At 69.8% G+C, this 24,785-nt stretch carries 14 protein-coding genes and 3 rRNA genes; 3 read left to right on the top strand and 14 right to left on the bottom strand.

Annotated elements, in window-relative coordinates; translation table 11 throughout:
• Positions 1-256 precede the first annotated feature (256 nt).
• The 12 genes from OG823_RS22630 to trpS form a co-directional block, all read right to left on the bottom strand.
• A complete protein-coding gene (locus tag OG823_RS22630; RefSeq protein WP_371481434.1) occupies positions 257-541 on the bottom strand; it encodes a cupin domain-containing protein in 285 nt (94 codons plus the stop codon).
• 244 nt (positions 542-785) lie between these two features.
• Complete coding sequence (locus OG823_RS22625; protein WP_371481433.1) at positions 786-1,433, bottom strand: YigZ family protein; 648 nt, start codon at positions 1,431-1,433, stop codon at positions 786-788.
• Between the two features lie 199 nt (positions 1,434-1,632).
• Positions 1,633-2,922, bottom strand: coding sequence for an aldolase/citrate lyase family protein (locus OG823_RS22620; protein WP_371481432.1), 1,290 nt, complete (start codon positions 2,920-2,922; stop codon positions 1,633-1,635).
• Positions 2,923-3,027: 105 nt separating this feature from the next.
• Positions 3,028-4,470: a DUF2637 domain-containing protein gene (locus OG823_RS22615; RefSeq protein WP_371481431.1), complete on the bottom strand. Its 1,443-nt coding sequence runs from the start codon at positions 4,468-4,470 to the stop codon at positions 3,028-3,030.
• Positions 4,471-4,629: 159 nt separating this feature from the next.
• Complete coding sequence (locus OG823_RS22610) at positions 4,630-5,292, bottom strand: LuxR C-terminal-related transcriptional regulator (RefSeq protein ID WP_371481430.1); 663 nt, start codon at positions 5,290-5,292, stop codon at positions 4,630-4,632.
• Positions 5,244-6,653 carry a sensor histidine kinase gene (locus OG823_RS22605; RefSeq protein WP_371481429.1) on the bottom strand — a complete coding sequence of 470 codons (1,410 nt, stop codon included), beginning with the start codon at positions 6,651-6,653 and terminating at the stop codon, positions 5,244-5,246. The genes OG823_RS22610 and OG823_RS22605 overlap by 49 nt, the downstream gene beginning before the upstream one ends.
• Positions 6,654-6,857: 204 nt before the next feature.
• Positions 6,858-6,974, bottom strand: a 5S ribosomal RNA gene (gene rrf, locus OG823_RS22600).
• A gap of 90 nt (positions 6,975-7,064) precedes the next feature.
• A 23S ribosomal RNA gene (locus OG823_RS22595) occupies positions 7,065-10,186 on the bottom strand.
• A gap of 286 nt (positions 10,187-10,472) precedes the next feature.
• Positions 10,473-11,996: ribosomal RNA gene (locus OG823_RS22590) — 16S ribosomal RNA — on the bottom strand.
• Together the 16S, 23S and 5S rRNA genes form the textbook arrangement of a ribosomal RNA operon.
• A gap of 597 nt (positions 11,997-12,593) precedes the next feature.
• Positions 12,594-13,334: a nucleoside/nucleotide kinase family protein gene (locus OG823_RS22585; RefSeq protein WP_371481428.1), complete on the bottom strand. Its 741-nt coding sequence runs from the start codon at positions 13,332-13,334 to the stop codon at positions 12,594-12,596.
• Positions 13,335-13,347: 13 nt separating this feature from the next.
• Positions 13,348-14,343: an LD-carboxypeptidase gene (locus tag OG823_RS22580; protein ID WP_371481427.1), complete on the bottom strand. Its 996-nt coding sequence runs from the start codon at positions 14,341-14,343 to the stop codon at positions 13,348-13,350.
• A gap of 57 nt (positions 14,344-14,400) precedes the next feature.
• Positions 14,401-15,441, bottom strand: coding sequence for a tryptophan--tRNA ligase (trpS, locus tag OG823_RS22575; RefSeq protein ID WP_371481426.1), 1,041 nt, complete (start codon positions 15,439-15,441; stop codon positions 14,401-14,403).
• Between the two features lie 503 nt (positions 15,442-15,944).
• Between trpS and OG823_RS22570 the strand changes: the two genes are divergently transcribed.
• Both OG823_RS22570 and OG823_RS22565 read left to right on the top strand, forming a co-directional pair.
• Positions 15,945-16,967, top strand: a complete 1,023-nt coding sequence (locus tag OG823_RS22570) for an ABC transporter substrate-binding protein (RefSeq protein WP_371484611.1) — start codon at positions 15,945-15,947, stop codon at positions 16,965-16,967.
• Positions 16,968-17,547: 580 nt separating this feature from the next.
• Positions 17,548-18,333, top strand: a complete 786-nt coding sequence (locus OG823_RS22565; RefSeq protein ID WP_371481425.1) for a hypothetical protein — start codon at positions 17,548-17,550, stop codon at positions 18,331-18,333.
• 179 nt (positions 18,334-18,512) lie between these two features.
• Here OG823_RS22565 and OG823_RS22560 read toward each other — a convergent pair whose 3' ends face one another.
• Entirely contained in the window at positions 18,513-19,058 is a 546-nt protein-coding gene (locus tag OG823_RS22560; protein WP_371481424.1) for an NUDIX hydrolase, read from the bottom strand.
• Positions 19,059-19,202: 144 nt separating this feature from the next.
• On the opposite strand from OG823_RS22560, the gene OG823_RS22555 reads away from it, so the two are divergent.
• Positions 19,203-20,105, top strand: a complete 903-nt coding sequence (locus OG823_RS22555) for an ATP-grasp domain-containing protein (protein WP_371481423.1) — start codon at positions 19,203-19,205, stop codon at positions 20,103-20,105.
• Between the two features lie 147 nt (positions 20,106-20,252).
• Here OG823_RS22555 and OG823_RS22550 read toward each other — a convergent pair whose 3' ends face one another.
• Complete coding sequence (locus OG823_RS22550; protein ID WP_371481422.1) at positions 20,253-24,581, bottom strand: ABC transporter ATP-binding protein; 4,329 nt, start codon at positions 24,579-24,581, stop codon at positions 20,253-20,255.
• Positions 24,582-24,785: the final 204 nt, after the last annotated feature.

Genomic DNA, 24,785 nt, shown 5'->3' with positions numbered 1-24,785 from the left:
TACCTCCCGTGGTGCGGTGGTGGGGTGTGTCGTCCTCCATGGGGATCCCCCTGCCCGAAAGGGCGGGGGTCGGGTTTTTCGTCCGGTTCGGCCGGATCCTTGTAGGTGAAAACGCGGTGACCCTGAGCGGAAGTTCCGGCTCCGGGTCACGTCAATTCGTTCGAGTGAACGCTCTCATTCCAAACACTCGCGGCTCACCGGGTCACGGGTCACGCGGGCGGTCACGGGGACGGTCACGCGGCGCCCGGGTGCTCCGTCAGCGGCTCCATCCCGGGGCCGGCGCGGCGACCACGGTCGGGCACCCGTCCGGCACGTGGTAGGTCGCCAGCAGCACCACGGGCCGCCCGCCGTGGTTCTGCCCGACATGGGCGTACTCGGGCCCGGCCGGTTCCACCACCCGGGTACCGGCCCCGTTGACCTCGATCCGGCCGTCGTGAAGGGTACGGGTGAGCACGCCCGCCAGGACCACCGCGTCCATCCGGCCCGGGTGGTAGTGCCAGCCGGTGCTCTCCCCCGGTGCGATGGTGACGATCCTGACCACGGACATCTCTTGTGCGGCCCCGCTCCCCGTTCGGCTACCGGCCCAGGCTAGGTAGGCCGCCGGGCGCTCGAAACCACCCCGGCCGGGTCTGTCCGAAACATCGTCCGACAGTCGCCCTCCCGAGGGTCACGGTCCGAACCATCACCGTCCGGACCATCACCGTCCGGACCATCACCGTCCCGACGGGCGCCGTCCTTCGAACGGGCTCCGTCCCACGCCCCGGGCCGGCCCCCGGACCGGAACCTCAGACCGGGACCTCCACGAAGGTCCGCCCGGCGGCGACCGCCACCGCCGTCCCCGCCGTCGCCTCGGCCAGCCAGGCGTGGAAGGCCGTCACCTCCGGCTCCGGCACGCCGACCTCGATCCGGACGCCCGCGGCCCCGTAGGCCAGGTCGTGCACCGCGTACCCCGCCGCCCGCAGGTCGTTCTCCAGCCGCCCGGCCCGGAGGTGGTCCGCGCTCACCGCGAGCAGGGCGACCGGTCGCCGTTCCAGCAGCCCGATCTCGTCCACCGCCTCGGACACCGCACCCCCGTAGGCCCGTACCAGGCCACCGGCCCCGAGCTTGATCCCGCCGAAGTACCTGGTCACGACCGCGACGGTGTCGGTGAGTCCGCGCCGGCGCAGCACCTCCAGCATGGGCACACCCGCCGTCCCGCCCGGCTCGCCGTCGTCGCTGGAGCGCTCCCGGCGCTGCTCGTCGCCGACCACGAACGCCGTGCAGTTGTGCCGGGCGTCCCAGTACTGCTTGCGGATGCCGGCGATGAACGCCTGCGCCTGGTCCTCGTCCTCGACCCGGGCGAGGTGGCAGATGAACCGGGACTTCTTGATCTCCGTCTCGTGGCTGCCGTCGCGCCGGATCGTCAGGTACGGCCTGGGGGTCGGATCCGGCATGACGCGGCTGGTCTCCAAGACGGGCGAAAGCTGGCGGGACCACCCTCCCGGGCGGTCCCGCCAGCCTAGACCTCGGGGTCGACGGCCGCTCCCGACCGACCGCTCCCCCGGAGCGACACCGGTACCAGGACCGGAACCGGGCCCGGAACCGGACCAGCGCCCGGACCGGCACGTGGTCAGCGCCCGGATCAGCGTCTCGTCAGCGCCCGGCGAGGGCGTCCAGCCGCGCGCGGTCGAGCCCGGTGAGCGCGGTGACCTCGGCCGCGTCGACGGCGCCGCAGTCCAGGCCGCGCAGCAGGTAGCCACTGAGCGCCTTGGCGGTCGCCGGCTCGTCCATCACGTCGCCGCCGGCCTTGGCCACGTAGGCGGCGAGCCGGGCGGCGGCGGCCGCCAGGCCCTCGCGGTAGAAGCCGTACACGGCCACGTACCGGGTCGGCAGGTGCGCCGGGTGCATGTCCCAGCCCTGGTAGTACGCGCGGGCCAGCGAGCGGCGGACCAGGTCGTGGTGCAGCTTCCAGGCCGCGTGCACCTGCTCGGTCCCGCCGGTGGGGATGACGTTGGTGGAGCCGTCCGAGAGCCGGACGCCGGTGCCCGCCGCGGCCACCTGCATGACCGCCTTGGCGTGGTCGGCCACCGGGTGGTCCATGCTCTGGTAGGCGGCGCTGACCCCGCAGGAGGCGCTGTAGTCGAAGGTGCCGTAGTGCAGGCCGGTGGCCCGGCCCTCGGAGGCCTCGATCATCCGGGCCACGGTCGCCCGACCGTCGGCGCCGAGGATCGCCTGGGTCGTCTCGATCTGGATCTCGAAGCCGATCCGGCCCTGTGGCAGTCCGGCCCGTCGCTCGAAGTCCGCCAGCAGCCGGACCAGCGCGGTGACCTGCTCGGCGTAGGTCACCTTGGGCAGGGTCAGCACCAGGCCGTCGGGCAGGCCGCCGCCCGCGACCAGGGTGGCGAGGAAGAGCTCCAGCGTGCGGATCCCGCGCTCGCGGACCGCCGCCTCCATGCACTTGATCCGGATCCCGACGTACGGCGGCGCGCTGCCCCCGGCGACGGCCGCGGTGATCAGCTCGGCGGTGCGGACGGCGTCGGCGTCCTCCTCCGCGTCCGGGCGGGGGCCGTAGCCGTCCTCGAAGTCGATCCGCAGGTCCTCGACCGGCTCGCGCTCCAGCTTGGCGCGGACCCGGGCGTGCACGTCGGCCAGCAGCTCGTCGTCCGCCACACCCAGGGCCCGGGCCAGCTCGGCCGGGGTTCCCGCGTGGGTGTCGAAGGCCTCCAGCGCCTGCCGGCCCCAGCTGCGCACGGTGTCGGCCGCGAACAGGTCGGCCGGGACGTAGACGGTGTGGACGGGCTGGCGGGTGCCGCGCTCGCCCGGGTAGCGCCGCGCCAGCTCGGCGTCGACCGGTGCCAGCAGCGCGTCCACGGCGGCCCGGGCGGCGCCGGAGAACGAGGCCCCACCCTCCGGCTTGCTACCGTCCACCTCGAACTGCGACATCCGTACTCCTCCGTGCCGAACCAGCGCTTCAACAATTTGTTGATGCGAAGGTAGCCCCGTCGGAGTAGGGCAGTCAATGGCCGACCGGCGGCCGGACGGCTCGGGTCAGTCCCGGCCCGCCGAGACGTAGCGCTCCTGCAGGGCGGGCCAGATCTTGGCCAGCTGGGAGGGGCTCACCGAGCCGTCGGGGCGGTTGCCCACCACCTCGTACTCGGCCGTCAGGTACTCCGCCAGGCGCTGCGGATCCGGGTGGGAGTCGTAGGTGTCGATGTAGGAGACCAGCGCCTCGAAGCAGAGCTCCGGGTCGAGCCGATCCGACTGCAGGCCCGCGTCACGCGGGAGCGGCTCCCGCTCACCGGCCTCCCGCAGCTGCGGCTCCCGCTCGCGGGGCTCCTGCTCCCGGGGCTGGGCGGCCGCCGGGGCCGGCCCCGCGTACGCGGGCGGCTGCCGGCGCTGGGCCGGGGCGGCCACCCGGACGTCGGGGCCGGCCTGCTCGGCCGGGCGGGGCGGCTTGAACCACGGTGAGGCCTGCCCCGGGACACGGCCCGTGGCGTCCATCGCCCCCTGCGGCGCATGGGTGCGGACCGCACGCTCCGTCCAGACGTTCAGCTCGTCCCGGGCCTGGGCCGGTGCCGGCGACTGCTCCGGCTCCTGGGCGTCCCGCAGGCGGACGGCGGCAAGCTTGGCCAGCGTCGGCACGGCCAGCTCCGCCGACACCGGGGGTACGGCGGACGCCGGCTCCGCGGACACCGCGGCTGCCACGGCCTCCGGGGCCGAAGCGGCGACGGCGGGTATCGCGGCCTGCGGCACCGGGACGGGAGCTGCTTCCACCACCCTGCGGGACGCCCGGGCCTCCTCGGCCTCGCGCGCCTCCGCCTCGATCCGCTCCAGCACCCCGAGGTCCAGCGGCTTCCCGTACTTGGCCAGCTTCAGCGGCAGCAGCGCCTGGATCGGCGCCGCGCGCCGCCACCCGCGCCCGTACCGGAACCGCAGCTGCGCCCGGTAGACCAGCCGGTCCTGCTCCAGCCGCACGACCTCGTCGTAGGAACGCAGTTCCCACAGCTTCATCCGCCGCCAGAGCCGGAAGGTCGGCACCGGCGACAGCACCCAGCGCAGCAGTCGGACCGACTCCATGTGCCGGTCCGCCGTGATCGCCGCGATCCGGCCCACCGCGTGCCGGGAGGCCTCGACCACCACCACGAAGAGCACCGGGATGACGGCGTGCATGCCCATCCCCAGCGGATCCCCCCAGGAAGCCGCGGCGTTGAAGGCGATCGTCGCCACGGTCAGCAGCCAGGCCGTCTGACGCAGCAGCGGGAAGGGGATACGCAGCCAGGTCAGCACCAGGTCGAGCGCCAGCAGGACGACGATTCCCGCGTCCACGCCGATCGGGAACGCGTACGCGAAGAGCCCGAAGCCCTTGGCCACCGCCAGGTCCCGGACGGCGTTGTACGAACCGGCGAAGCCGATGCCCGAGATCAGGCAGGCTCCCGCCGCTACGAACCCGAGCAGCACCCGATGGGCGCGGGTGAGGGATGGGCGTGCCATGCGTCTATCAACCCCTGGATGTCGGCGTCTGCCGTACGAGACCGTCGGCTGCCGGATTCCCCCCGGGTCGGGGCGGCCCGAATGGCTGCTGCCGCCGACCGTCTCGGCCCACCGGATACTACTCGTACACCTGTTTCAGCGTCCGCCCAGGCCGGGTTGTCACCGCGTGGGCTCCCCCGCCCCGTTCAGGTGGGCCAGCACGGCGAGCACCCGCCGGTTGGCGTCGTCGGCCGGCGCGAGCCCCAGCTTGGTGAAGATGTTGGCGATGTGCTTGGCCACCGCACCGTCGCTGACCACGAGCCGGGCCGCGATCGCCGAGTTGGAGCAGCCCTCCGCCATCAGCCCCAGCACCTCCCGCTCGCGCGGCGAGAGCCGCTGCAACGGCTGCGAACGGGAGTTGCTCTGCAGCAGCTTGGCGATCACGTCCGGATCCATCGCCGTCCCGCCCGCCGCCACCCGCCGGACGGCGTCGATGAACTGGTCGGCCTTGAACACCCGGTCCTTGAGCAGATACCCGATGCCGCCCGAGCCGTCGGCCAGCAACTCCCGCGCGTACAGCTGCTGGACGTGCTGCGAGAGGACCAGCACCGGCAGGCCGGGGATCTCCCGGCGCGCGGCGAGCGCGGCCTGGAGGCCCTCGTCGGTCAGCGTCGGCGGCAGGCGGACGTCCACGACCGCCACGTCCGGACGGTGGGTCAGCAGTGCCTCCAGCAGCTCCGGCCCGGTCTCCACCGCCGCGGCGATGGTGAAGCCGTGTGCCTCCAGCAGACGGATCAGGCCTTCCCGGAGGAGGTAGAGGTCCTCGGCGAGGACAACTCGCACGGCAGCTCCAAGGTGATCGTGGTCGGACCGCCCGACGTGCTGTCGATGGCGAGGACACCGTCGAAGGTACCCAACCTGCGCTCGATCCCGCGCAGTCCGCTCCCCTTCGACGGATCCGCCACGCCGTGGCCGTCGTCGGTGACCGTCACCCGCAGCGAACCCGCCCGGTGCAGGATGTCCACCCAGAGCCGATCGGCCCCCGAATGCTTGGCGGCGTTGGCCATCAGCTCACAGACGCTGAAGTAGACCGCGGCCTCCACCGGCGCCGGGGGCCGGTCCGGAAGGCTCACGCACACCTCGGCCGGCAGTGCGCTGTCGAGCGCGAGTGCCCGGACCGCGTCCCCGAGACCCCGCTCCGCCAGCACCGGCGGGTGGATGCCCCTGACCAGGTCCCGCAGCTCCTGCAGTGCCTTCGCCGAGGACTGCCGTGCCTCGGCGAGGAGCTCTCGCGCGGCCGCCGGATTGCTGTCCATCAGGTGCTCGATCGTCCCGAGCGTCATCCCGATCGCCACCAGTCGGGCCTGCGCCCCGTCGTGCAGATCCCGCTCGATCCGCCGCAACTCGGCCGCCTGGCTGCCGACGGCCTCCGCCCTGGTCTCGGTCAACCGAGCAACCCTGCGGGTGAGTTGCTCCCGCGAGGACTGGCCCGCCGGGTCCAGGACCCGGCGGGCCAGCTCGGAGTGGGCCCGCATCGCATGCGGGAGCAGAAGCAGGCCGCCGACGACCAGCAGCGCGCCGATGACCAGCGACAGCAGCACCGACAGGCCGCCCGACGCGATCCCCCCGTAGGTGCGGGAGTCCGTGCCCGGCGTGAGCGCGAAGAGCGCGCCACCCAGCATCAGCACGAACACCGGGCCGAGCAGCGAAGCGGCCGCCGCCGGGTTCAGCAGCAACCAGCCGATCTCCCGCCGGGTGATCGGATCGCGGAACGACCAGTGCAGCAGCTGACCGAGCCGGGCCACCGCGTGCGAGCGGTGGTACGAGTAGCCCGTCCACCAGTGCCCGCGCTCGTCCAGCTCCAGGGCCGGCCGGTTCGTGTAGGTCGCCGGCAGCCGGACGCCGTACCAGCGCATGACCTGAGCGCGTGTCAGATCGGCGTTCCAGCGTACGAAGAGACCCGCCAGCGTCAGCAGTGCGACTCCGGCGGCCAGCAGGACCAACCAGGAGGACCGGTCGGTGTCCCCGAACGCCCCGATCAGCACGGCGCCCAGGACGACGGCACCGAAGACCGGTACAAGGACGCCCGGCAGGGAGCCCAGCACCACCTGACACGACCTGGGCAGCGCCTGGGCCCCCGTCCTGATGACCGCTCCGGCCCGCACACGCGTGGGCGCGTCGTTGGTGGGAGTGACTGCTGCCACGGCTTCTCCTGCGACTAGGGCTGCGCGGACGGCTGTCGCCCGCCCCCGGCAAGTCTCGCCCCGCCGGCCGCGTCCGGGCACGGGCCGTGTCACCCGTCTTCCGGGGTGGACCTAGCACCACACGCGCGCCTCCGGAGAACCGTATGTCGCCGGACATGCGAAAAGGCCCCGCCGGTTACCCGGCGGGGCCTTTCCTGAATGATTGTTCGGCGGCGTCCTACTCTCCCACAGGGTCCCCCCTGCAGTACCATCGGCGCTGTGAGGCTTAGCTTCCGGGTTCGGAATGTAACCGGGCGTTTCCCTCACGCTATGACCACCGAAACACTATGAAACTGTCACCGCACCGCTCTCCCCGTGGCCCGGGAAAAACGGGGTCGTTGTTTCAGAACAACACAGTGGACGCGAGCAACTGAGGACAAGCCCTCGGCCTATTAGTACCGGTCAGCTCCACCCCTTACAGGGCTTCCACATCCGGCCTATCAACCCAGTCGTCTACTGGGAGCCTTACCCTCTCAAGGAGGTGGGAATACTCATCTCGAAGCAGGCTTCCCGCTTAGATGCTTTCAGCGGTTATCCCTCCCGAACGTAGCCAACCAGCCATGCCCTTGGCAGGACAACTGGCACACCAGAGGTTCGTCCGTCCCGGTCCTCTCGTACTAGGGACAGCCCTTCTCAATATTCCTACGCGCACAGCGGATAGGGACCGAACTGTCTCACGACGTTCTAAACCCAGCTCGCGTACCGCTTTAATGGGCGAACAGCCCAACCCTTGGGACCTACTCCAGCCCCAGGATGCGACGAGCCGACATCGAGGTGCCAAACCATCCCGTCGATATGGACTCTTGGGGAAGATCAGCCTGTTATCCCCGGGGTACCTTTTATCCGTTGAGCGACGGCGCTTCCACAAGCCACCGCCGGATCACTAGTCCCTGCTTTCGCACCTGCTCGACCCGTCGGTCTCACAGTCAAGCTCCCTTGTGCACTTACACTCAACACCTGATTGCCAACCAGGCTGAGGGAACCTTTGGGCGCCTCCGTTACTCTTTAGGAGGCAACCGCCCCAGTTAAACTACCCACCAGACACTGTCCCTGATCCGGATCACGGACCCAGGTTAGACATCCAGCACGACCAGAGTGGTATTTCAACGTCGACTCCACAACCACTGGCGTGGCCGCTTCAAAGTCTCCCACCTATCCTACACAAGCCGAACCGAACACCAATATCAAGCTATAGTAAAGGTCCCGGGGTCTTTCCGTCCTGCTGCGCGAAACGAGCATCTTTACTCGTAATGCAATTTCACCGGGCCTATGGTTGAGACAGTCGAGAAGTCGTTACGCCATTCGTGCAGGTCGGAACTTACCCGACAAGGAATTTCGCTACCTTAGGATGGTTATAGTTACCACCGCCGTTTACTGGCGCTTAAGTTCTCAGCTTCGCCGAGACGAATCTCGACTAACCGGTCCCCTTAACGTTCCAGCACCGGGCAGGCGTCAGTCCGTATACATCGCCTTACGGCTTCGCACGGACCTGTGTTTTTAGTAAACAGTCGCTTCTCGCTGGTCTCTGCGGCCGGCCCCAGCTCACGGAGTAAATCCGATCACCAGTTCCGGCCCCCCTTCTCCCGAAGTTACGGGGGCATTTTGCCGAGTTCCTTAACCATAGTTCACCCGAACGCCTCGGTATTCTCTACCTGACCACCTGAGTCGGTTTGGGGTACGGGCCGCCATGAAACTCGCTAGAGGCTTTTCTCGACAGCATAGGATCATCCACTTCACCACAATCGGCTCGGCATCAGGTCTCAGCCTCAATGAGTGACGGATTTGCCTATCACTCGGCCTACACCCTTACCCCGGGACAACCACCGCCCGGGCTGGACTACCTTCCTGCGTCACCCCATCGCTCACCTACTACCCTGTTGGGTCAGCGGCTCCACCACGTCCCTTTGTCCGAAGACTCCGGGCCGGCTTCACGGCTTTAGCATTCAGAGGTTCGACGTTGGCGCTTCAAAGCGGGTACGGGAATATCAACCCGTTGTCCATCGACTACGCCTGTCGGCCTCGCCTTAGGTCCCGACTTACCCTGGGCAGATCAGCTTGACCCAGGAACCCTTGGTCAATCGGCGCAAGAGTTTCTCACTCTTGTATCGCTACTCATGCCTGCATTCTCACTCGTGTCCCGTCCACAACTGGATTCCTCCGCTGCTTCACCCGGAACACGACGCTCCCCTACCCATCACAGCCCCCGTTGGGGGTATTGCTGCAATGACACGACTTCGGTGGTGTGCTTGAGCCCCGCTACATTGTCGGCGCGGAATCACTTGACCAGTGAGCTATTACGCACTCTTTCAAGGGTGGCTGCTTCTAAGCCAACCTCCTGGTTGTCTCTGCGACTCCACATCCTTTCCCACTTAGCACACGCTTAGGGACCTTAGTCGGTGTTCTGGGCTGTTTCCCTCTCGACCATGGAGCTTATCCCCCACAGTCTCACTGCCACGCTCTCACTTACCGGCATTCGGAGTTTGGCTAAGGTCAGTAACCCGTTGAGGCCCATCGCCTATCCAGTGCTCTACCTCCGGCAAGAAACACGTGACGCTGCACCTAAATGCATTTCGGGGAGAACCAGCTATCACGGAGTTTGATTGGCCTTTCACCCCTAACCACAGGTCATCCCCCAGGTTTTCAACCCTGGTGGGTTCGGTCCTCCACGAAGTCTTACCTCCGCTTCAACCTGCCCATGGCTAGATCACTCCGCTTCGGGTCTTGGGCATGCAACTCAAACGCCCTATTCGGACTCGCTTTCGCTACGGCTACCCCACACGGGTTAACCTCGCTACACACCGCAAACTCGCAGGCTCATTCTTCAAAAGGCACGCAGTCACGAGACACACAGCAAGCTGCACGTCCGACGCTCCCACGGCTTGTAGGCACACGGTTTCAGGTACTATTTCACTCCGCTCCCGCGGTACTTTTCACCATTCCCTCACGGTACTATCCGCTATCGGTCACCAGGGAATATTTAGGCTTAGCGGGTGGTCCCGCCAGATTCACACGGAATTTCTCGGGCTCCGTGCTACTTGGGAGAAGCTCAAGTGAGCCGCTGATGTTTCGTCTACGGGGGTCTTACCCTCTACGCCGGACCTTTCGCATGTCCTTCGACTACACCAACGGTTTCTGACTCACCCAGCCGCCGGCAGACGACTGAAGAACTTTCCCACGACCCCTACTACGCAACCCCTGCCGGGTATCACACGTAACAGGTTTAGCCTCATCCGGTTTCGCTCGCCACTACTCCCGGAATCACGGTTGTTTTCTCTTCCTGCGGGTACTGAGATGTTTCACTTCCCCGCGTTCCCTCCACATACCCTATGTGTTCAGGTATGGGTGACAGCCCATGACGACTGCCGGGTTTCCCCATTCGGAAACCCCCGGATCAAAGCCTGGTTGACGGCTCCCCGGGGACTATCGTGGCCTCCCACGTCCTTCATCGGTTCCTGGTGCCAAGGCATCCACCGTGCGCCCTTAAAAACTTGGCCACAGATGCTCGCGTCCACTGTGCAGTTCTCAAACAACGACCAGTCACCCACCATCAACACACCCAAGGCGCATCTCAAGTAGGACCGGCACTGAAGCAACGACCATCACGGCCGTTCCTTCAGGACCCAACAACGTGCCCACCACGACCCAACCCCACCAGATGCTTTCCACGCGCCGAAGCGCAGTACTCGCGGTCGATGAGACCGAACCGTGCCGAATAGTCAACGTTCCACCCATGAGCAACCGTGCGAGACATTCGCTCACATCCGGCTATGTGCTCCTTAGAAAGGAGGTGATCCAGCCGCACCTTCCGGTACGGCTACCTTGTTACGACTTCGTCCCAATCGCTGGTCCCACCTTCGACGGCTCCTCCCCTTACGGGTTAGGCCACCGGCTTCGGGTGTTACCGACTTTCGTGACGTGACGGGCGGTGTGTACAAGGCCCGGGAACGTATTCACCGCAGCATGCTGATCTGCGATTACTAGCAACTCCAACTTCATGGGGTCGAGTTGCAGACCCCAATCCGAACTGAGGCCGGCTTTTTGGGATTCGCTCCGCCTCGCGGCATCGCAGCCCTTTGTACCGACCATTGTAGCACGTGTGCAGCCCAAGACATAAGGGGCATGATGATTTGACGTCGTCCCCACCTTCCTCCGAGTTGACCCCGGCAGTCTCCTGTGAGTCCCCATCACCCCGAAAGGCATGCTGGCAACACAGAACAAGGGTTGCGCTCGTTGCGGGACTTAACCCAACATCTCACGACACGAGCTGACGACAACCATGCACCACCTGTATACCGACCACAAGGGGGCGACCATCTCTGGCCGTTTCCGGTATATGTCAAGCCTTGGTAAGGTTCTTCGCGTTGCGTCGAATTAAGCCACATGCTCCGCTGCTTGTGCGGGCCCCCGTCAATTCCTTTGAGTTTTAGCCTTGCGGCCGTACTCCCCAGGCGGGGAACTTAATGCGTTAGCTGCGGCACCGACGACGTGGAATGTCGCCAACACCTAGTTCCCAACGTTTACGGCGTGGACTACCAGGGTATCTAATCCTGTTCGCTCCCCACGCTTTCGCTCCTCAGCGTCAGTAATGGCCCAGAGATCCGCCTTCGCCACCGGTGTTCCTCCTGATATCTGCGCATTTCACCGCTACACCAGGAATTCCGATCTCCCCTACCACACTCTAGCCTGCCCGTATCGAATGCAGACCCGGGGTTAAGCCCCGGGCTTTCACATCCGACGCGACAGGCCGCCTACGAGCTCTTTACGCCCAATAATTCCGGACAACGCTCGCACCCTACGTATTACCGCGGCTGCTGGCACGTAGTTAGCCGGTGCTTCTTCTGCAGGTACCGTCACTTGCGCTTCTTCCCTGCTGAAAGAGGTTTACAACCCGAAGGCCGTCATCCCTCACGCGGCGTCGCTGCATCAGGCTTTCGCCCATTGTGCAATATTCCCCACTGCTGCCTCCCGTAGGAGTCTGGGCCGTGTCTCAGTCCCAGTGTGGCCGGTCGCCCTCTCAGGCCGGCTACCCGTCGTCGCCTTGGTAGGCCATTACCCCACCAACAAGCTGATAGGCCGCGGGCTCATCCTGCACCGCCGGAGCTTTACACCCACCCCCATGCGGAGGAAGGTCATATCCGGTATTAGACCCCGTTTCCAGGGCTTGTCCCAGAGTGCAGGGCAGATTGCCCACGTGTTACTCACCCGTTCGCCACTGATCCACCCCGAAGGGCTTCACCGTTCGACTTGCATGTGTTAAGCACGCCGCCAGCGTTCGTCCTGAGCCAGGATCAAACTCTCCGTGCATGTCTGCTCGTAATCGAGCGGCCACCCGCGTTGAGCGGCGCGGCGACCCCCGGAATAGGGAAGCCCCGCGCACTGCGTCCTCGCTAGTGTTTTTTACTAAAGGAATCTCCAACCCGGATCGAACGACCCGGGCCGGGGATGTCAACATATCTGGCGTTGACTTTTGGCACGCTGTTGAGTTCTCAAGGAACGGACACTTCCTTCGAGCCGCTCTCACGGTCTCTCCGGGCGCTTCGTTCTTTCGTGTTCCAAGCTTATCAGATGTTCGCCGCTCCGTTTACCGGAGTTTCGCTTCCCTGACCTGCTTTCCTTCGGCCTTTCGGCACTCCCAGACTCTACCAGAGTCTTTCGTGCGTTCCGGCCTTCGGAAGGCTTTCACCGAACCGACCTGACGGCCCGTCCGATGCCTCAAACCTTAGCTCAGCCCCGCCCCGAAAGGCGAATCCGAGCCAATTCACCGAAACCACACACGCCAATTAATCGCACTGGAATACGCCGAAGCGAAACCCCATGGCGATGGAGAGGAAGGTGGTTCGTGGAGTGGCCGCCCCGGGACCGTCCGCGCTGACTGCGTGTCCGGTGCCCCCTGCCGAGCGACTAGTCGACACTACGCGCAGCCGCGCCCGGAGGCAAGTCACCCAGCCGGACGCTGCGGGTGCAGGCGTCACGAGCGGCTTTCACGTACTCGCCGTTCGGGTGGTCGTTGGAGCTGACCCTGCTTCGGGCGTCGGCTTCGGCCTCTCCGCCGGCCATGTGGCGGCGCAGCAACCGGGTCTCCCGCACGGAGTCCTCCGCCTCGACATACCAGAGTTCACGCAACAGGGGACGGGCCTGCGTCCAGGGGTGGTCGGCGGACGCCAGGTAGTTGCCCTCGGTGATGACGAGCCGGGCCTGCGGCGTGACGACATGGCGCGCGGCCACCGGCTCGTCGAGCTCCCGGTCGAAGTCGGGGACGTAGATGTCACGGAAGCGGTCGTCCGCGACCCGCCGGAGCAGAGCCACGTACCCGTCCGCGTCGAAGGTGTTCGGTGCCCCCTTGCGGGCGCGCAGGCCGAGCCGGTCGAGTTGGGCGTTCGACAGGTGGAAGCCGTCCAGGGGAAGGTACGCGGCGCTGGTCGCGCCCTCGGTCCGGCGGATCTCGGCGACCAGGAACCGGGCGAGCGTGGACTTGCCGGCGCCGGGTGGGCCGGCCAGGCCGAGCAGCGTGCGGCTGCCGCTCCCCCGGCCGCGCAACAGGGCCCGTACCTGCTCGGTCAGGGTCCGCAGGTCGTCCGTCGTGCCGGGGGCGCCTGTCGCTGCGGCTGCTGCGGAGGCGGCCGTATTCGGTTCGTCGTGCATGGCCGCACCCTACTCAGGAGGCCGCGTCCGCCAGCGCCGGCGCTTCCAGGGTGAGGGTTCCCGCGTCCGCGTCGAGCAGTGCGGGTACGCCGAGCGGGACTGTGAGGGTGGACGAGCAGTGGCCGAATCCGAGGTCCTGGAGCACGGGTACGCCGAGCGGTCCGAGACGGTCGAGCATCACCTCCCGGACGCGTTCGGGACGGCCGCAGCCCTCCCAGGAGCCGAGGGCCACACCCGCCACCCCCTCCAGCGCGCCGGAGCGCAGGAGCTGGGTGAGGATGCGGTCGAGCTGGTAGGGCTGTTCGTTGACGTCCTCCAGGATCAGGACCGCACCCGCGAAGGAGAGCCTGGCCGCCGGGGTGCCGCGCTCCGCCGCGAGGACGGAGGCGCAGCCGCCCGCCGTGACGCCCCGGGCCCGGCCGGCGACCAGGGGCGCGGCGGTGGGCGAGGTGAGCACGGTCGTCGCGGCGGGCTCGAACAAGGTCCGGCGGAGGTGGTCGGCGGTCGGCCCGTCGAGGACGAAGGACGCGGCGGCGGCCATCGGCCCGTACAGGGTGGCGATGCCCAGGCGCTGGGCGAAGGCCTCGTGCAGGGAGGTGGCGTCGCTGAAGCCGATGAAGGCCTTCGGGGCCACCGCGCGCATGGCATCCCAGTCGAGCAGGTCGACCATGCGGTGGACGCCGTAGCCGCCGCGCGCGCAGACGACGGCCGCCACGGCGGGGTCGAGCCAGGCGGCCTGGAGGTCCGCGGCCCGGTCGGCGTCCTCGCCTGCGAGGTGGCCGACCAGCGGGTGGCCGTCGAGGACGTGCGGCGCGACGTCCACCTCCAGCCCCCAGGAGCGCAGGATCGCGCAGCCGGCGGTGAGTCGTGCGGGGTCGATCGGGCTGCTGGGGGCGACCACGGCGATGCGGTCCCCGGGGACGAGTCGGTTCGGGCGGGTCAGCCCGCGGGCCCGTGCGGGGTCGGGCGCGGGGCCCGGCCCCGGGCCGCCAAGGGTGTACTGAGCCATCGCCAGGTCCTCCCCAGGAAGAGTTGTCCGACTGACCAAGGTATGCCCAGGTCCGGCTCAGTCCGATCCCACCGATCCCATCGCGGTCCGCACCTCCCCGAGAGTGGCGTCGGCCACGGCGTTGGCCCGCTCGGCCCCGGCACGCAGTACCTGCCGGATGTGACCGCGGTCGGCGGCGAGCTCGGCGCGGCGCGCGCGGATCGGCCGCAGGTGTTCGTTGACCGACTCCGTGACAGTGCGCTTGAGCGCGGCCGCTCCGCCGTCCCCCAGTTCCTCGGCCACCTGCTCGGGCGCCCGGCCCTGGCAGAGGGCGGCGAGCTGGAGCAGCCCGGCGACCCCCGGGCGGGTGGCCGGGTCGTAGGTGATCCGGCGTTCCGCGTCGGTCCGGGCTCCCCGGATCAGGCGGGCGGTCGTGTCCTCGTCGGCGGCGAGGGGGATGGCGTTGCCCCGGCTCTTGCTCATCTTGGTGCCGTCGGTGCCGAGCAGCAGCGGTGTGGCGGAGAGCAGGGCCCGTGGCTCCGGAAAGACCGGACCGCGGGCGCCGTAGCGCTCGTTGAAGCGGCGGGCCACCGTGCGGGCGACCTCCAGGTGGGGCAACTGGTCCTGGCCCACGGGCACCTGGTCGGCCTTGCAGAACAGGATGTCGGCGGCCTGGTGGACGGGGTACGTGAACATCAGGCCGCTGACGGCCGCCTGGCGGGAGTGCGCGATCTCGTCCTTGACGGTCGGATTGCGGCTGAGCTCGGCGACGCTGACCAGGCTGAGGAAGGGGAGCAGCAACTGGTTCAGGGCGGGTACGGCGCTGTGCGCGAAGATCGTGGCCCGGTCGGGGTCGAGGCCGGTGGCGAGGTAGTCGATCACCAGTCCCTCGCTGTGCTCCGCGAGCCGGTCGGCGATGTCGCGGTCGGTGATGACCTGGTAGTCCGCGACGACGACGAACAGCTCGGCCCCCTGGTGCTGCAGGCGGACCCGGTTCTGCAGGGTGCCGAAGTAGTGGCCGAGGTGGAGCGGGCCGGTCGGTCGGTCACCGGTGAGGACGCGCCGGGCCACGGGGGCGCCGGCGGCGGGCTCGGCCGGTGTGAGCAGTGCGGTGGTCATGCTGTTCTTCTCCTTCACGGATGCCTGCCGTCCTGGACGGGCTCTGCGTGGTGGGGAGAAAAGCAGCAGGGCCGTCCGTTCGGACGGCCCTGGGTCATGTCTGGGGTGGCCGTCCTAGGACGGCCACCAGCTCAGGCACGCGAAGCGCTTCATGGGGTCGAGCTTAACGGGAGGCGGCCGGCGCCGTGGGGTCGACGGCGCGATTCGCCGACGGCGGCGGATCGCGCTGCCGGCCCCGGCAGGTCGGGTCGGGTCGGGTCGGGCGGGCGGGCCGGCCCTGTCCGTCGGTCGGCCCGCCCGCTCCGGGTACGCGGATCGAACACGAAGGGGTGGGGAAGGGCATCGTCGAGCCATCGGATAGGTTTGCCTCACCTAACATCGATCACTGGTGAACGCACCGGCCGTCGCAGAAGGAGAATCGCGTGGCCCCCACCCCCGCAGACCGGACCGTTGCCTCCCGCCCGTCCCGCCGGAGGTTCCTCGCCACCGGCCTGACCGGCGGGATGGTCCTCGGCCTCGGCGGACTGCTCACGGCCTGCGGCGGCTCCGGCTCGACGACCGGGACGACCTCCGGTGAGGCCAAGGGCTCCTCCGGGGCGTCACCCGACCAGAAGTCGGTCAAGCAGGGCGGCGACGACTACGCCACCGTGATCGAGCAGATGAAGAGCTTCGGGACCGACGCCGCGCCCGGCGTCTACCCGCGCACCGTCAGGCACGCGCTCGGCGCGACGGTGATCCCCGCGAAGCCCGTACGCGTGGTGGTCCTGGACACCGGTGAACTCGACAACGTCGTCTCGCTCGGCGTCCAGCCCGTCGGCGTCGTCCACACCGACGGCTCGAAGACCATGCCGTCCTACCTCAAGGACAAGGTCGGCACCCCCGCCAACGTCGGCACCATCAACAGCCTCAACCTGGAGGCCATCGCCGCGTTGAAGCCGGACCTGATCCTCGGCAGCCAGCTGCGTGCCCAGGACCAGTACGCCTCGCTCTCCAAGATCGCGCCGACCGTCTTCTCCATCCGCCCCGGCTATCCCTGGAAGGAGAACTTCGCGCTGAACGCGAGCCCGTTCGGGCTGGAGGCGGAGGCCGCGGCACTGCTCGCCGCCTATCAGGGGGCGGCCACCGCCGTCGGCGCCCGGCTCGGAGGGAAGCCCACCGTCAGCCCGCTGCGGTTCATGCCGGGCAAGACCCGCCTCTACGCCGAGCTCTCCTTCATCGGGACGATCCTCACCGACATTCCGCTCCCCCAGCCGAAGATCGAGCAGGTCAAGGAACTCGCGGTCGAGATCAGCCCCGAGCAGATCGACAAGGCCGACGCGGACTGGATCTTCTACGGCGTGTACGGGACGCCGAGCGCCACCAATCAGGACACCGTCCTGGGCGGCGCCCTGTGGAAGACCCTCGGCGCGGTCAAGGCCGGACAGGCCAGGCCGGTCTCCGACGAGACCTGGTTCCTCGGCCTCGGCGTGCTGGCCGCCAACGCGGTGCTGTCCGACCTCAAGGGGTTCGTCGCCCCCGGTGCCTGAACCGCGCCCCGGACGGCACCGGGCGGCACTGGACGGCACCGGACGGCACCGGGCGGCACCGGGCGGCGTGGGCAGCCGTTGGCGGATACCTACCGGCTTACCGGTTTCTCTTTGAGCTTGATCCCGGGGTGCGGCAGGATCATCCGCACCGCATCCCGGAGGGCCCGTACCGATGACCTCGCTCGACCAGAACGAACCCGCCCGACCGCTGCCCGATCAACGACCGGCCGACCGGCCACCGGCCCTCCCGGCCGCGCCCGGGAAGGCCGGACGGTGCGCGGTGGCTGCGGCCGGCGGCCCGGACGGGGCCGTCGGGGCGGGCGCGGGCGCCGGGTCCGGCACGGGCACAGGGGCCGGCTCGGGCTCGGGTTCCGACAGCTCGGTGCCCCGCCCGCGCGGCGCAGTGGAGGGAACTCCGCAGATCGACGTCAGGGAGAGCGACAGGGAGAGCGACAGGGAGGGCGACAGGGAGGACTGCGTCACCGAGGGCGGCATCCGGGGAGGCGGCGTTTCGGTCGACCGCGGTCGGGAGCCGGCCGCTCCGGGACCCCGACCGGAACCGGACCCCGGACCCAGCGCCGTGACGGCCGCCAACCTGCGGGCCGGACTCGGGCAGCGGCTGCGGGCCCGCTACGAGCGCGGGATGACCCTCGCCGAGCTCTCGGCGGCCTGCCATCGGCCCCAGGAGGAGATCCGGGAGCTGCTCTCCCGGGCCGGGGCGGACCTGTCGCCACCCGCCGGTGCCGGAGGTGGCGGCCGGACGGACGGCGGCCTCCGGGCACCGAACGCCGACCGGGTGGCGCTGCCCCGCACGGCGCAGGCGTCGTCCGTACCGGTGGCCCGGCCCACCGTAGTTCCCCCACCCGTACGGGCCGAGGGGGCGACCGCCAGGACCAAACGCCCTTCGCCCGCCCGGCGGTTGAGCCGGCTCCACCCACGCGGACCGGCGGTCGACGCCACCGCGCCGCCGGCGGTGCAACCCGCAGACGGACCGACCGGAGCGCACGGGAGCGCCGAGCCGGCCGGTCCGGAGACCCCGCTGGGCATCCTGATCGGTGGAACACCGAACCGACCCGAGCCGGAGAGCCGACCGGCGGCGGAGCGCTACGTCCTGGTCGACGCGCGGATGGTGCGGCCCGGACGCGGCAGCTGCCTGGTCGTCCTCCCGTCGTGGCGGCCGGCCATCGCCGTCTCGGTGCCGACCGAGCAGCTGATGGAGGCGACCGGCCTCGGGTTCGACCAGTTGCCCGGCGCCGAGTTGTCCGTCCTGATCGACCCGGAGGCCCTGCACGACCGCGAGCTGGGGCTGCACGGCTGGCGTACGGGCTCCGTGGCACGCGGCGGTGCCCGGCTGCGGCGCGGCTGATCCGCCGGGGGCGAACCCGCCAGGGACGAACGTGCCGGGCCGAACCCGCCGGGCCGGACTGCCCAGCGTCGACGACCCGCGGCCCGAGAAGCCGGAGCCCGGAGCCGAGGGCGCCACGAGCTGAGGACGCCAAGAGGCGAGGGCCAGGAGCCGAGCCGCCCGGCACCGAGCGCCGACTGTCAGGCGCTCCTGCCCCCGCGCGGAGTGTTCGGGACGAAACCCAGGTCGACCGGCTCGACCGGCCTCCCGTCACCGAGCGCCTCGTTCTCCCGGACCGCGGCGAGCAGCGCGGGCAACTGGGGCGGCCAGAGGGCGTCGGCCCGCTCGGCGGCGAGATCCGCCGGAGTCCACCAGCGCCATCCGAGGATGCCGTCGGCGGTGTGGACGGCACTGACGTCGCCCTCCGGGCCACGGCGCGGACCGGTGGTCAGGTAGATGTGCTCGTGCTGGCGCACCGGCGTGCCGTGCCAGGTGAAGTCGTGCTCCCAGGTGCAGAGCAGCGGCCCGGGTGCCAGATCCGTCCAGCCGGTCTCCTCCCACAGCTCCCGGCGGGCCGCTTCCAGCGGCGTCTCGCCGCTCTCCACGCCGCCGCCGGGCATCGTCCAGTGGACACCGACCTCGCGGTTGTCGGAGCGGAGCAGGAACACCGATCCGTCCTGGTCCAGCACCACGGTTCGTGCCGCCTGGCGCGGGATCCGCCCCCGAGGGCGCCTCAGAATTCGCATCGGCTCACCCTCGCAGAGGGTGCCCCGGAGGTCGAGCACGATTCCCGGCGGCCTCGGGGGGTGGGCGAGGGCCTTCCGCGGACCGGGCCCTCGGATCGTCCGGCGGGCCCGGTCAGCACGCCCCTGTTCCGTACGCTGATCTTCATGACCGTCCCCGCGATGCTTTTCCCTGCCGACCCGCTGACCCTCCGTCGGCCGGATCCGCACTTCGCCGGCGAGGCTCGCCGGTGGCGGGAGCTCGGCGGGGAGTACGCCCTGATCGACCACGACGCGCTGCTCGCCGGGGAGGGCTCCGAGGCCCTGCGCCGGGTACCGGTCGGCATCGGCCCGCTCTGGTACCGGGGGTGGATGATCCCGACCTCGGCCTACGAGCGGCTCGCGAGCGCCCTCGACGCACGCGGCGGCGGCCTGCTCACCACCCCCGCCGGGTACGCGTCGGCACATGAACTCCCCGGCTGGTACCCGGCCTTCGACGGCGCGACGCCAACCAGCGTGTGGCTCCCGGTCGACCTGTCGCCCGGCGCTCCCGGGCCGGCGCCCGCTCACGGAGCGCTGGCGGCCGCCGCAGCCAGGCTCGGCGGCGGCGGGCCGGCGATCGTCAAGGACTACGTGAAGTCGCGCAAGCACGAGTGGGCGGAGGCCTGTTTCGTCCCCGACCTGGGGGACCTTCCCGCGCTGGAGCGGGTGGTGGCGCGGTTCGTGGAGCTGCAGGCCGAATTCCTGGCGGGCGGCGTGGTCCTGCGGCGCTTCGAGGAGTACACGAGGACGGAGGACGGCCGGGCGAACGAGGCCCGGGTCTGGTGGCTGGACGGCGAACCGGTCCTGGTCGGGCCCCACCCGGACACGCCCGACCTCACGCCGGAGCCCGATCTCTCCGAGGTCCGGCCGCTGGTGCGCGCCCTCGGCTGCCGCTTCGTCACCACCGACCTTGCGCACCGTGCGGACGGCAGCGGCTGGCGCGTGGTGGAGGTCGGCGACGGCCAGGTCAGCGGCCTGCCGTCGAGCGTGGACGCGACCGTACTGCTGAGTTCGCTGGCCACCGCCTGACCCGCCCGGCCGGGCCGCCGTCCACCCGACCGATGGACGGGCCGGGTGGACGGACGGACGAACAGGCGGACAGGTGGACGGACGAACAGGCGGGCAGGCGGACGGGCCCGCGCCGACGGTCGGGCGACGGGGCGCCGACCGAACCGACTAGCGACCGACCGGTTGGGGCTCGGGAACAGGGGCCGGGTGACCGTCGGCGACGAACGCCGCCCAGAGCCTGGCGTACACGCCGTCCCGAGTGAGCAGCTCCGCGTGGGTGCCGTCCTCGACGACCCGTCCGTGGTCCAGGACGACGACCCGGTCGGCGCGCTCCGCAGTGGTCAGCCGGTGGGCGATGACCAGGGTGGTACGGCCTCCACTGAGCCGGTCGGCAGCGTGGTTGACCGCGGCCTCGGTGGCCAGGTCGAGCGCGGCGGTGGCCTCGTCGAGGAGCAGCACGTCCGGGTCCACCAGTTCGGCCCGGGCCAGCGCGATCAGCTGGCGCTGGCCGGCCGAGAGGTTGCGCCCGCGCCCGGAGACCTCGTGGTCGTAGCCGCCCCGGAGACCCATGATCATGTCGTCCGCGCCGACCGCCCGGGCCGCCGCGCGCACCTCTGCGTCCGTGGCGGAGGGCCGCCCGTACGCGATCGCCTCGCGCACCGTACCCGCGAAGAGGTACGCCTCCTGCGGAACGACGCCGAGCCGGTGCCGGTACTCGGCCAGGTCGTACCGGGTGATGTCGACGCCGTCGACGCGGACGGTCCCGCCGGTCGCGTCGTAGAACCGGGCCACCAGCTTGACCAGCGTCGACTTTCCGGCGCCCGTCTCACCGACCAGCGCCACCGTCTGGCCGGCCGGGATGTGCAGGTCGACCCCGGACAGCACCTCCGGGTTGCCGGGCCCGCCCCCGTTGTAGGCGAAACCCACACCGACGAAGTCGATCTCGCCGCGCAGCCCGGTCACCGGCACCGGGTCGACTGCGGCGACGGTGCTGGTGGGCGTGCGCAGCAGCTCGCGGATCCGGCCGAGACCGACGGCCGCCTGCTGGTAGCCGTCGAAGACCTGGGACAACTGGTTCACCGGCGCGAAGAACAGGTCGATGTACAGCAGGTACGCGACCAGCGCACCCACCGTGAGAGTGCCCGAGGTGACCCGGTCGGCGCCCGCGATCAGCACCAGCGCGGCCGCCACGCTGGAGAGGAACTGGACGAACGGGAAGTAGATCGAGATGTAGAGCTGAGCCCGCACCCGGGCGTCCCGGTACGCGATGCCGCGGGAGACGAAGCGGGTGGTGTTGGTGCCCTGACGGCGGAACGCCTGGACGATCCGCATGCCCGCGACGTTCTCCTGCAGATCGGCGTTGACCGTGCTGATCAGATCCCGGGAGATCTCGTACTGCGCGGTGGACTTCCGGCGGAAGATCAACGTCGCGACGACCAGGAACGGGAGCACCGCGAAGACCACCAGGGCCAGGCCCGGGTCGATGATCAGAAGGGCGGCGAAGATCCCGAAGAAGGTCAGCAGGCTGACCACGGCCGTGACGACACCGGTCTGCAGGAAACTCGTCAACGAGTCGAGGTCGGTGGTCATCCGGGTGAGGATGCGGCCGGAGAGCTCGCGCTCGTAGTAGTCGAGACCGAGCCGGTTGAGGTGCGCGAAGATCTTGATCCGCAGGGTGTAGAGCACGCGCTCGCCGGTACGGCCACTGACCCGGTTCTCGGTGGCCTGGACACCCCAGTCCAGGACGACCACCACCAGCGCGGCCAGCGCGGCGACGGCGACACCTCCCAACGCGGCCTTGCTCACGCCGTCGTCGATGCCGTGCCGGATGAGGATCGGCAGCACCAGGCCGGCGCCCGCGTCCAGCGCCACCAGCAGCAGGGCGACGGCGAGTGGACGACGGAACGGGGCCAGGAGGCGGCGAAGGCTGAAGTCGGGGTCACCGGTCTCGGCATCGGCGAGTGCCACATCGGGGGTGTCGGTCGCGGGCGGCAGTGCGGCCACCTTGGCCAGCAGGTCCGGACCGGCGGTGCGGGCGGCCCGGGCGAGTGCCTTCGTCGCGGCGGTGGCCGGAGCCGGTACCGCCTCGGTGCCGGGAGGTGCGGTCTCCGCCCCGGCTTCCCGCTCGATCTCCCCTGTGGGGGAGCCACCGGTGGAGATCCCGGCGGAGATCCCGGCGGGGGCGGCGCCGGGGCTCGCGGCCGGGGCCGCCGTAAGGGTCGGCGCAGCGTTCGGGGAGGCAGCCGGAGAGGTGTCCGGGGAGCCGTCCGGAGATACGTCCGGGAGGAGGTCTGTGCCGTCGGCCGTCTTCCGGCCGGCCTCGTGGTCGGAGATCAGGGCCCGGTAGCGGGGACATCGGCCGTCGAGCTCCTCGTGCGTCCCGATGTCGATCAGCCGGCCGTGGTCGAGCACGGCGATCCGGTCGGCCAGCTGCAGCGTGGAGCGGCGGTGCGCGATGATCAGCGTGGTCCGACCGGACATCACCGACCGCAGCGCGTCGTGGATCTCCGCCTCGATCCGGGGGTCGACCGCCGAGGTCGCGTCGTCCAGCAGCAGGATCCGCGGGTCGGTCAGGATCGCCCGGGCAAGAGCGACGCGCTGGCGCTGTCCGCCGGAGAGGGTGAGGCCCTGCTCGCCGACCTTGGTCTCGTAGCCCTCGGGGAGGTCCCGGATGAACCCGTCGGCCTGGGCGGCCCGGGCGGCTGCCTCGATCTGCTCGTCGGTCGCGTCCGGCCGCCCGTAGGCGATGTTGGTTCGGACGGTCTCGGAGAAGAGGAAGCTCTCCTCCGGCACGATGCCGACCGCCGCACGCACCGAGTCGAGTGTGAGATCACGCAGGTCGTGCCCGTACAGGCGGACGGCGCCGGCCGTGGGGTCGTAGAAGCGGGGCACGAGCTGCGCGACGGTGGACTTGCCCGAGCCGGACGAGCCCACCAGCGCCAGCGTCTCGCCCGGGGCGAGGCTGAGGCTGAGCCCGTGCAGGACGGGAGTGGGGTGCTCGGGGTCGTAACGGAAGTCGACCTCGTCGAACTCCAGCGCGGGGGTGGTCGCGCGAGCCGCACCCTGCGCCTGGTGGGCCGCACCGGCGGGGCCGGTGGTGTCGGCGGGGGCGGCCGCACCGGCGGGGGCAGTGGGGTCGGCGTGGTCGGCGTGGTCGGCCGCTCCAGCGGGGTCGGCTGCCTGAGCCGGACCGGCGGGGTGACCGGCACCGGCGGGGTGACCGGCACCGGCGGGGTCCGCCGGATCAAGGGTGACGGCGTCCGGCCGTTCCTGGACCAGCGGGCGTTCGTCGATCAGCTGGAGCACCCGCTCGACACCGGCCTGGGCCTGCTGCCCGACGGTGATGACCATGGTGAGCATGCGTACCGGACCGGTCATCTGCGCGACATAGGTCGAGAAGGCGACGAAGGTCCCCAGCGAGACCTGGCCTTCCACCGCCAGCCAGCCGCCGAAGGCCAGCACCGCGACCTGGGCGAGCGCCGGAACGGCCTGCATCAGGGGGTTGTAGCGACTGGTGAGCCGGATCGAGCGCAGCCGCGCGCCGAAGAGGTCGCGTGAGGCGGCCTCCAGCTTGCCGAGTTCCTGGGCCTCCTGCCCGAAGCCCTTCACCACCCGGACGCCGCCGACCGCCTCGTCCACCACACCGGCGACGGCGGCGGCCTCCTGCTGGGCGGCCCAGGTCGCCGGGAAGAGCCGCTTGCGGCTGAGCTGAGAGACCCACCACAGGGCCGGCCCCATCACCAGCGCGATCAGGGTCAACGGCAGTGACAGCCAGAGCATCACGGCGAAGGACATCACGAACATGACCAGGTAGCCGGTCATCATCGGCAGCATGGAGAGCAGGCCGTTGATCAACTGAAGGTCGGAGGTCGCCCGGCCCACCACCTGGCCGGTGTCCAGGCGGTCCTGGCGGTGCCCGTCGAGCCGGCCGAGCGAGCGGAAGAGGTCGCTCCGCAGGTCGTGCTGGACGTCCAGAGCCAGCTGTCCGCCGTAGTAGCGGCGAATCTGGGTGCACCCGAAGACGACCGCCGCCGCGAGCAGCAGGGCTGCCGCCCACGGTCCCAGCGAGCGGGTGTGCGCGGTGATCACGTCATCGATGATCAGCTTGGTGATCAGCGGGACGAGCGCCGTGACGGTCATGCCGACGAGCGAGGCGCCGAACGCGAGCAGCACACTGCGGCGGTAGCGCCAGCAGTAGCCGACCAGCCTGCGGAGCCAGCCCTGCTCGGCCTCGGGAGCGCCGGGAGTGCTGGACGTACCAGGAGCTCCGGTCGCCCCGGGAGTGCCGGGGTGCCCGGAGGCGGCGTGGCCGCCGGCAGCGGGGTCGGCCGGGGCGGGGTCGGCCGGGGGCGACGCGGTCGCGGTTTCGGCACTGCCTGAACCGGGCCCGACCGCGTCGGGCCGGACGGACGATTCGGCGGGCGCGCGGTCGCCACCTTCCCCGTGGGCACTGCCGCCCCGGGGTAGCTCCGCCGTGGATCCGTGAGTCTCAGACATATTTAGGGATACTAACCATTCTGTCGCGTAGACGTCCAAGCGATGCCGGCCGAGCCGACTTGGCCGACCGCGAGCCCGCCTCGGTGGCATCCGACGGTTGCCACCACCGGTCGCGGCGGGCCCGCCGCCGCGGCCGGTCCGCCATGGCACCGGAGTCCGCGTACGGTCCGACCCGGGACGCACCAGCAGCACCATGAGTACCAG

It is taken from the genome of Kitasatospora sp. NBC_00315 (genome assembly GCF_041435095.1).
Lineage (GTDB): Bacteria > Actinomycetota > Actinomycetes > Streptomycetales > Streptomycetaceae > Kitasatospora.
The sequence above is the reverse complement of the archived record's forward strand: the minus strand, read 5'-3'. Positions and strand labels throughout refer to the sequence as shown.

Excerpts from the sequence above, each read along its gene's own strand:
- OG823_RS22625 (WP_371481433.1), bottom strand. The coding sequence starts at position 1,433 with ATGCCGGATCCGACCCCCAGGCCGTACCTGACGATCCGGCGCGACGGC.
- OG823_RS22620 (WP_371481432.1), bottom strand. The coding sequence starts at position 2,922 with ATGTCGCAGTTCGAGGTGGACGGTAGCAAGCCGGAGGGTGGGGCCTCG.
- OG823_RS22615 (WP_371481431.1), bottom strand. The coding sequence starts at position 4,470 with ATGGCACGCCCATCCCTCACCCGCGCCCATCGGGTGCTGCTCGGGTTC.
- OG823_RS22585 (WP_371481428.1), bottom strand. The coding sequence starts at position 13,334 with ATGCACGACGAACCGAATACGGCCGCCTCCGCAGCAGCCGCAGCGACA.
- OG823_RS22580 (WP_371481427.1), bottom strand. The coding sequence starts at position 14,343 with ATGGCTCAGTACACCCTTGGCGGCCCGGGGCCGGGCCCCGCGCCCGAC.
- trpS (WP_371481426.1), bottom strand. The coding sequence starts at position 15,441 with ATGACCACCGCACTGCTCACACCGGCCGAGCCCGCCGCCGGCGCCCCC.
- OG823_RS22570 (WP_371484611.1), top strand. The coding sequence starts at position 15,945 with ATGGTCCTCGGCCTCGGCGGACTGCTCACGGCCTGCGGCGGCTCCGGC.
- OG823_RS22560 (WP_371481424.1), bottom strand. The coding sequence starts at position 19,058 with ATGCGAATTCTGAGGCGCCCTCGGGGGCGGATCCCGCGCCAGGCGGCA.
- OG823_RS22555 (WP_371481423.1), top strand. The coding sequence starts at position 19,203 with ATGACCGTCCCCGCGATGCTTTTCCCTGCCGACCCGCTGACCCTCCGT.
- OG823_RS22550 (WP_371481422.1), bottom strand. The coding sequence starts at position 24,581 with ATGTCTGAGACTCACGGATCCACGGCGGAGCTACCCCGGGGCGGCAGT.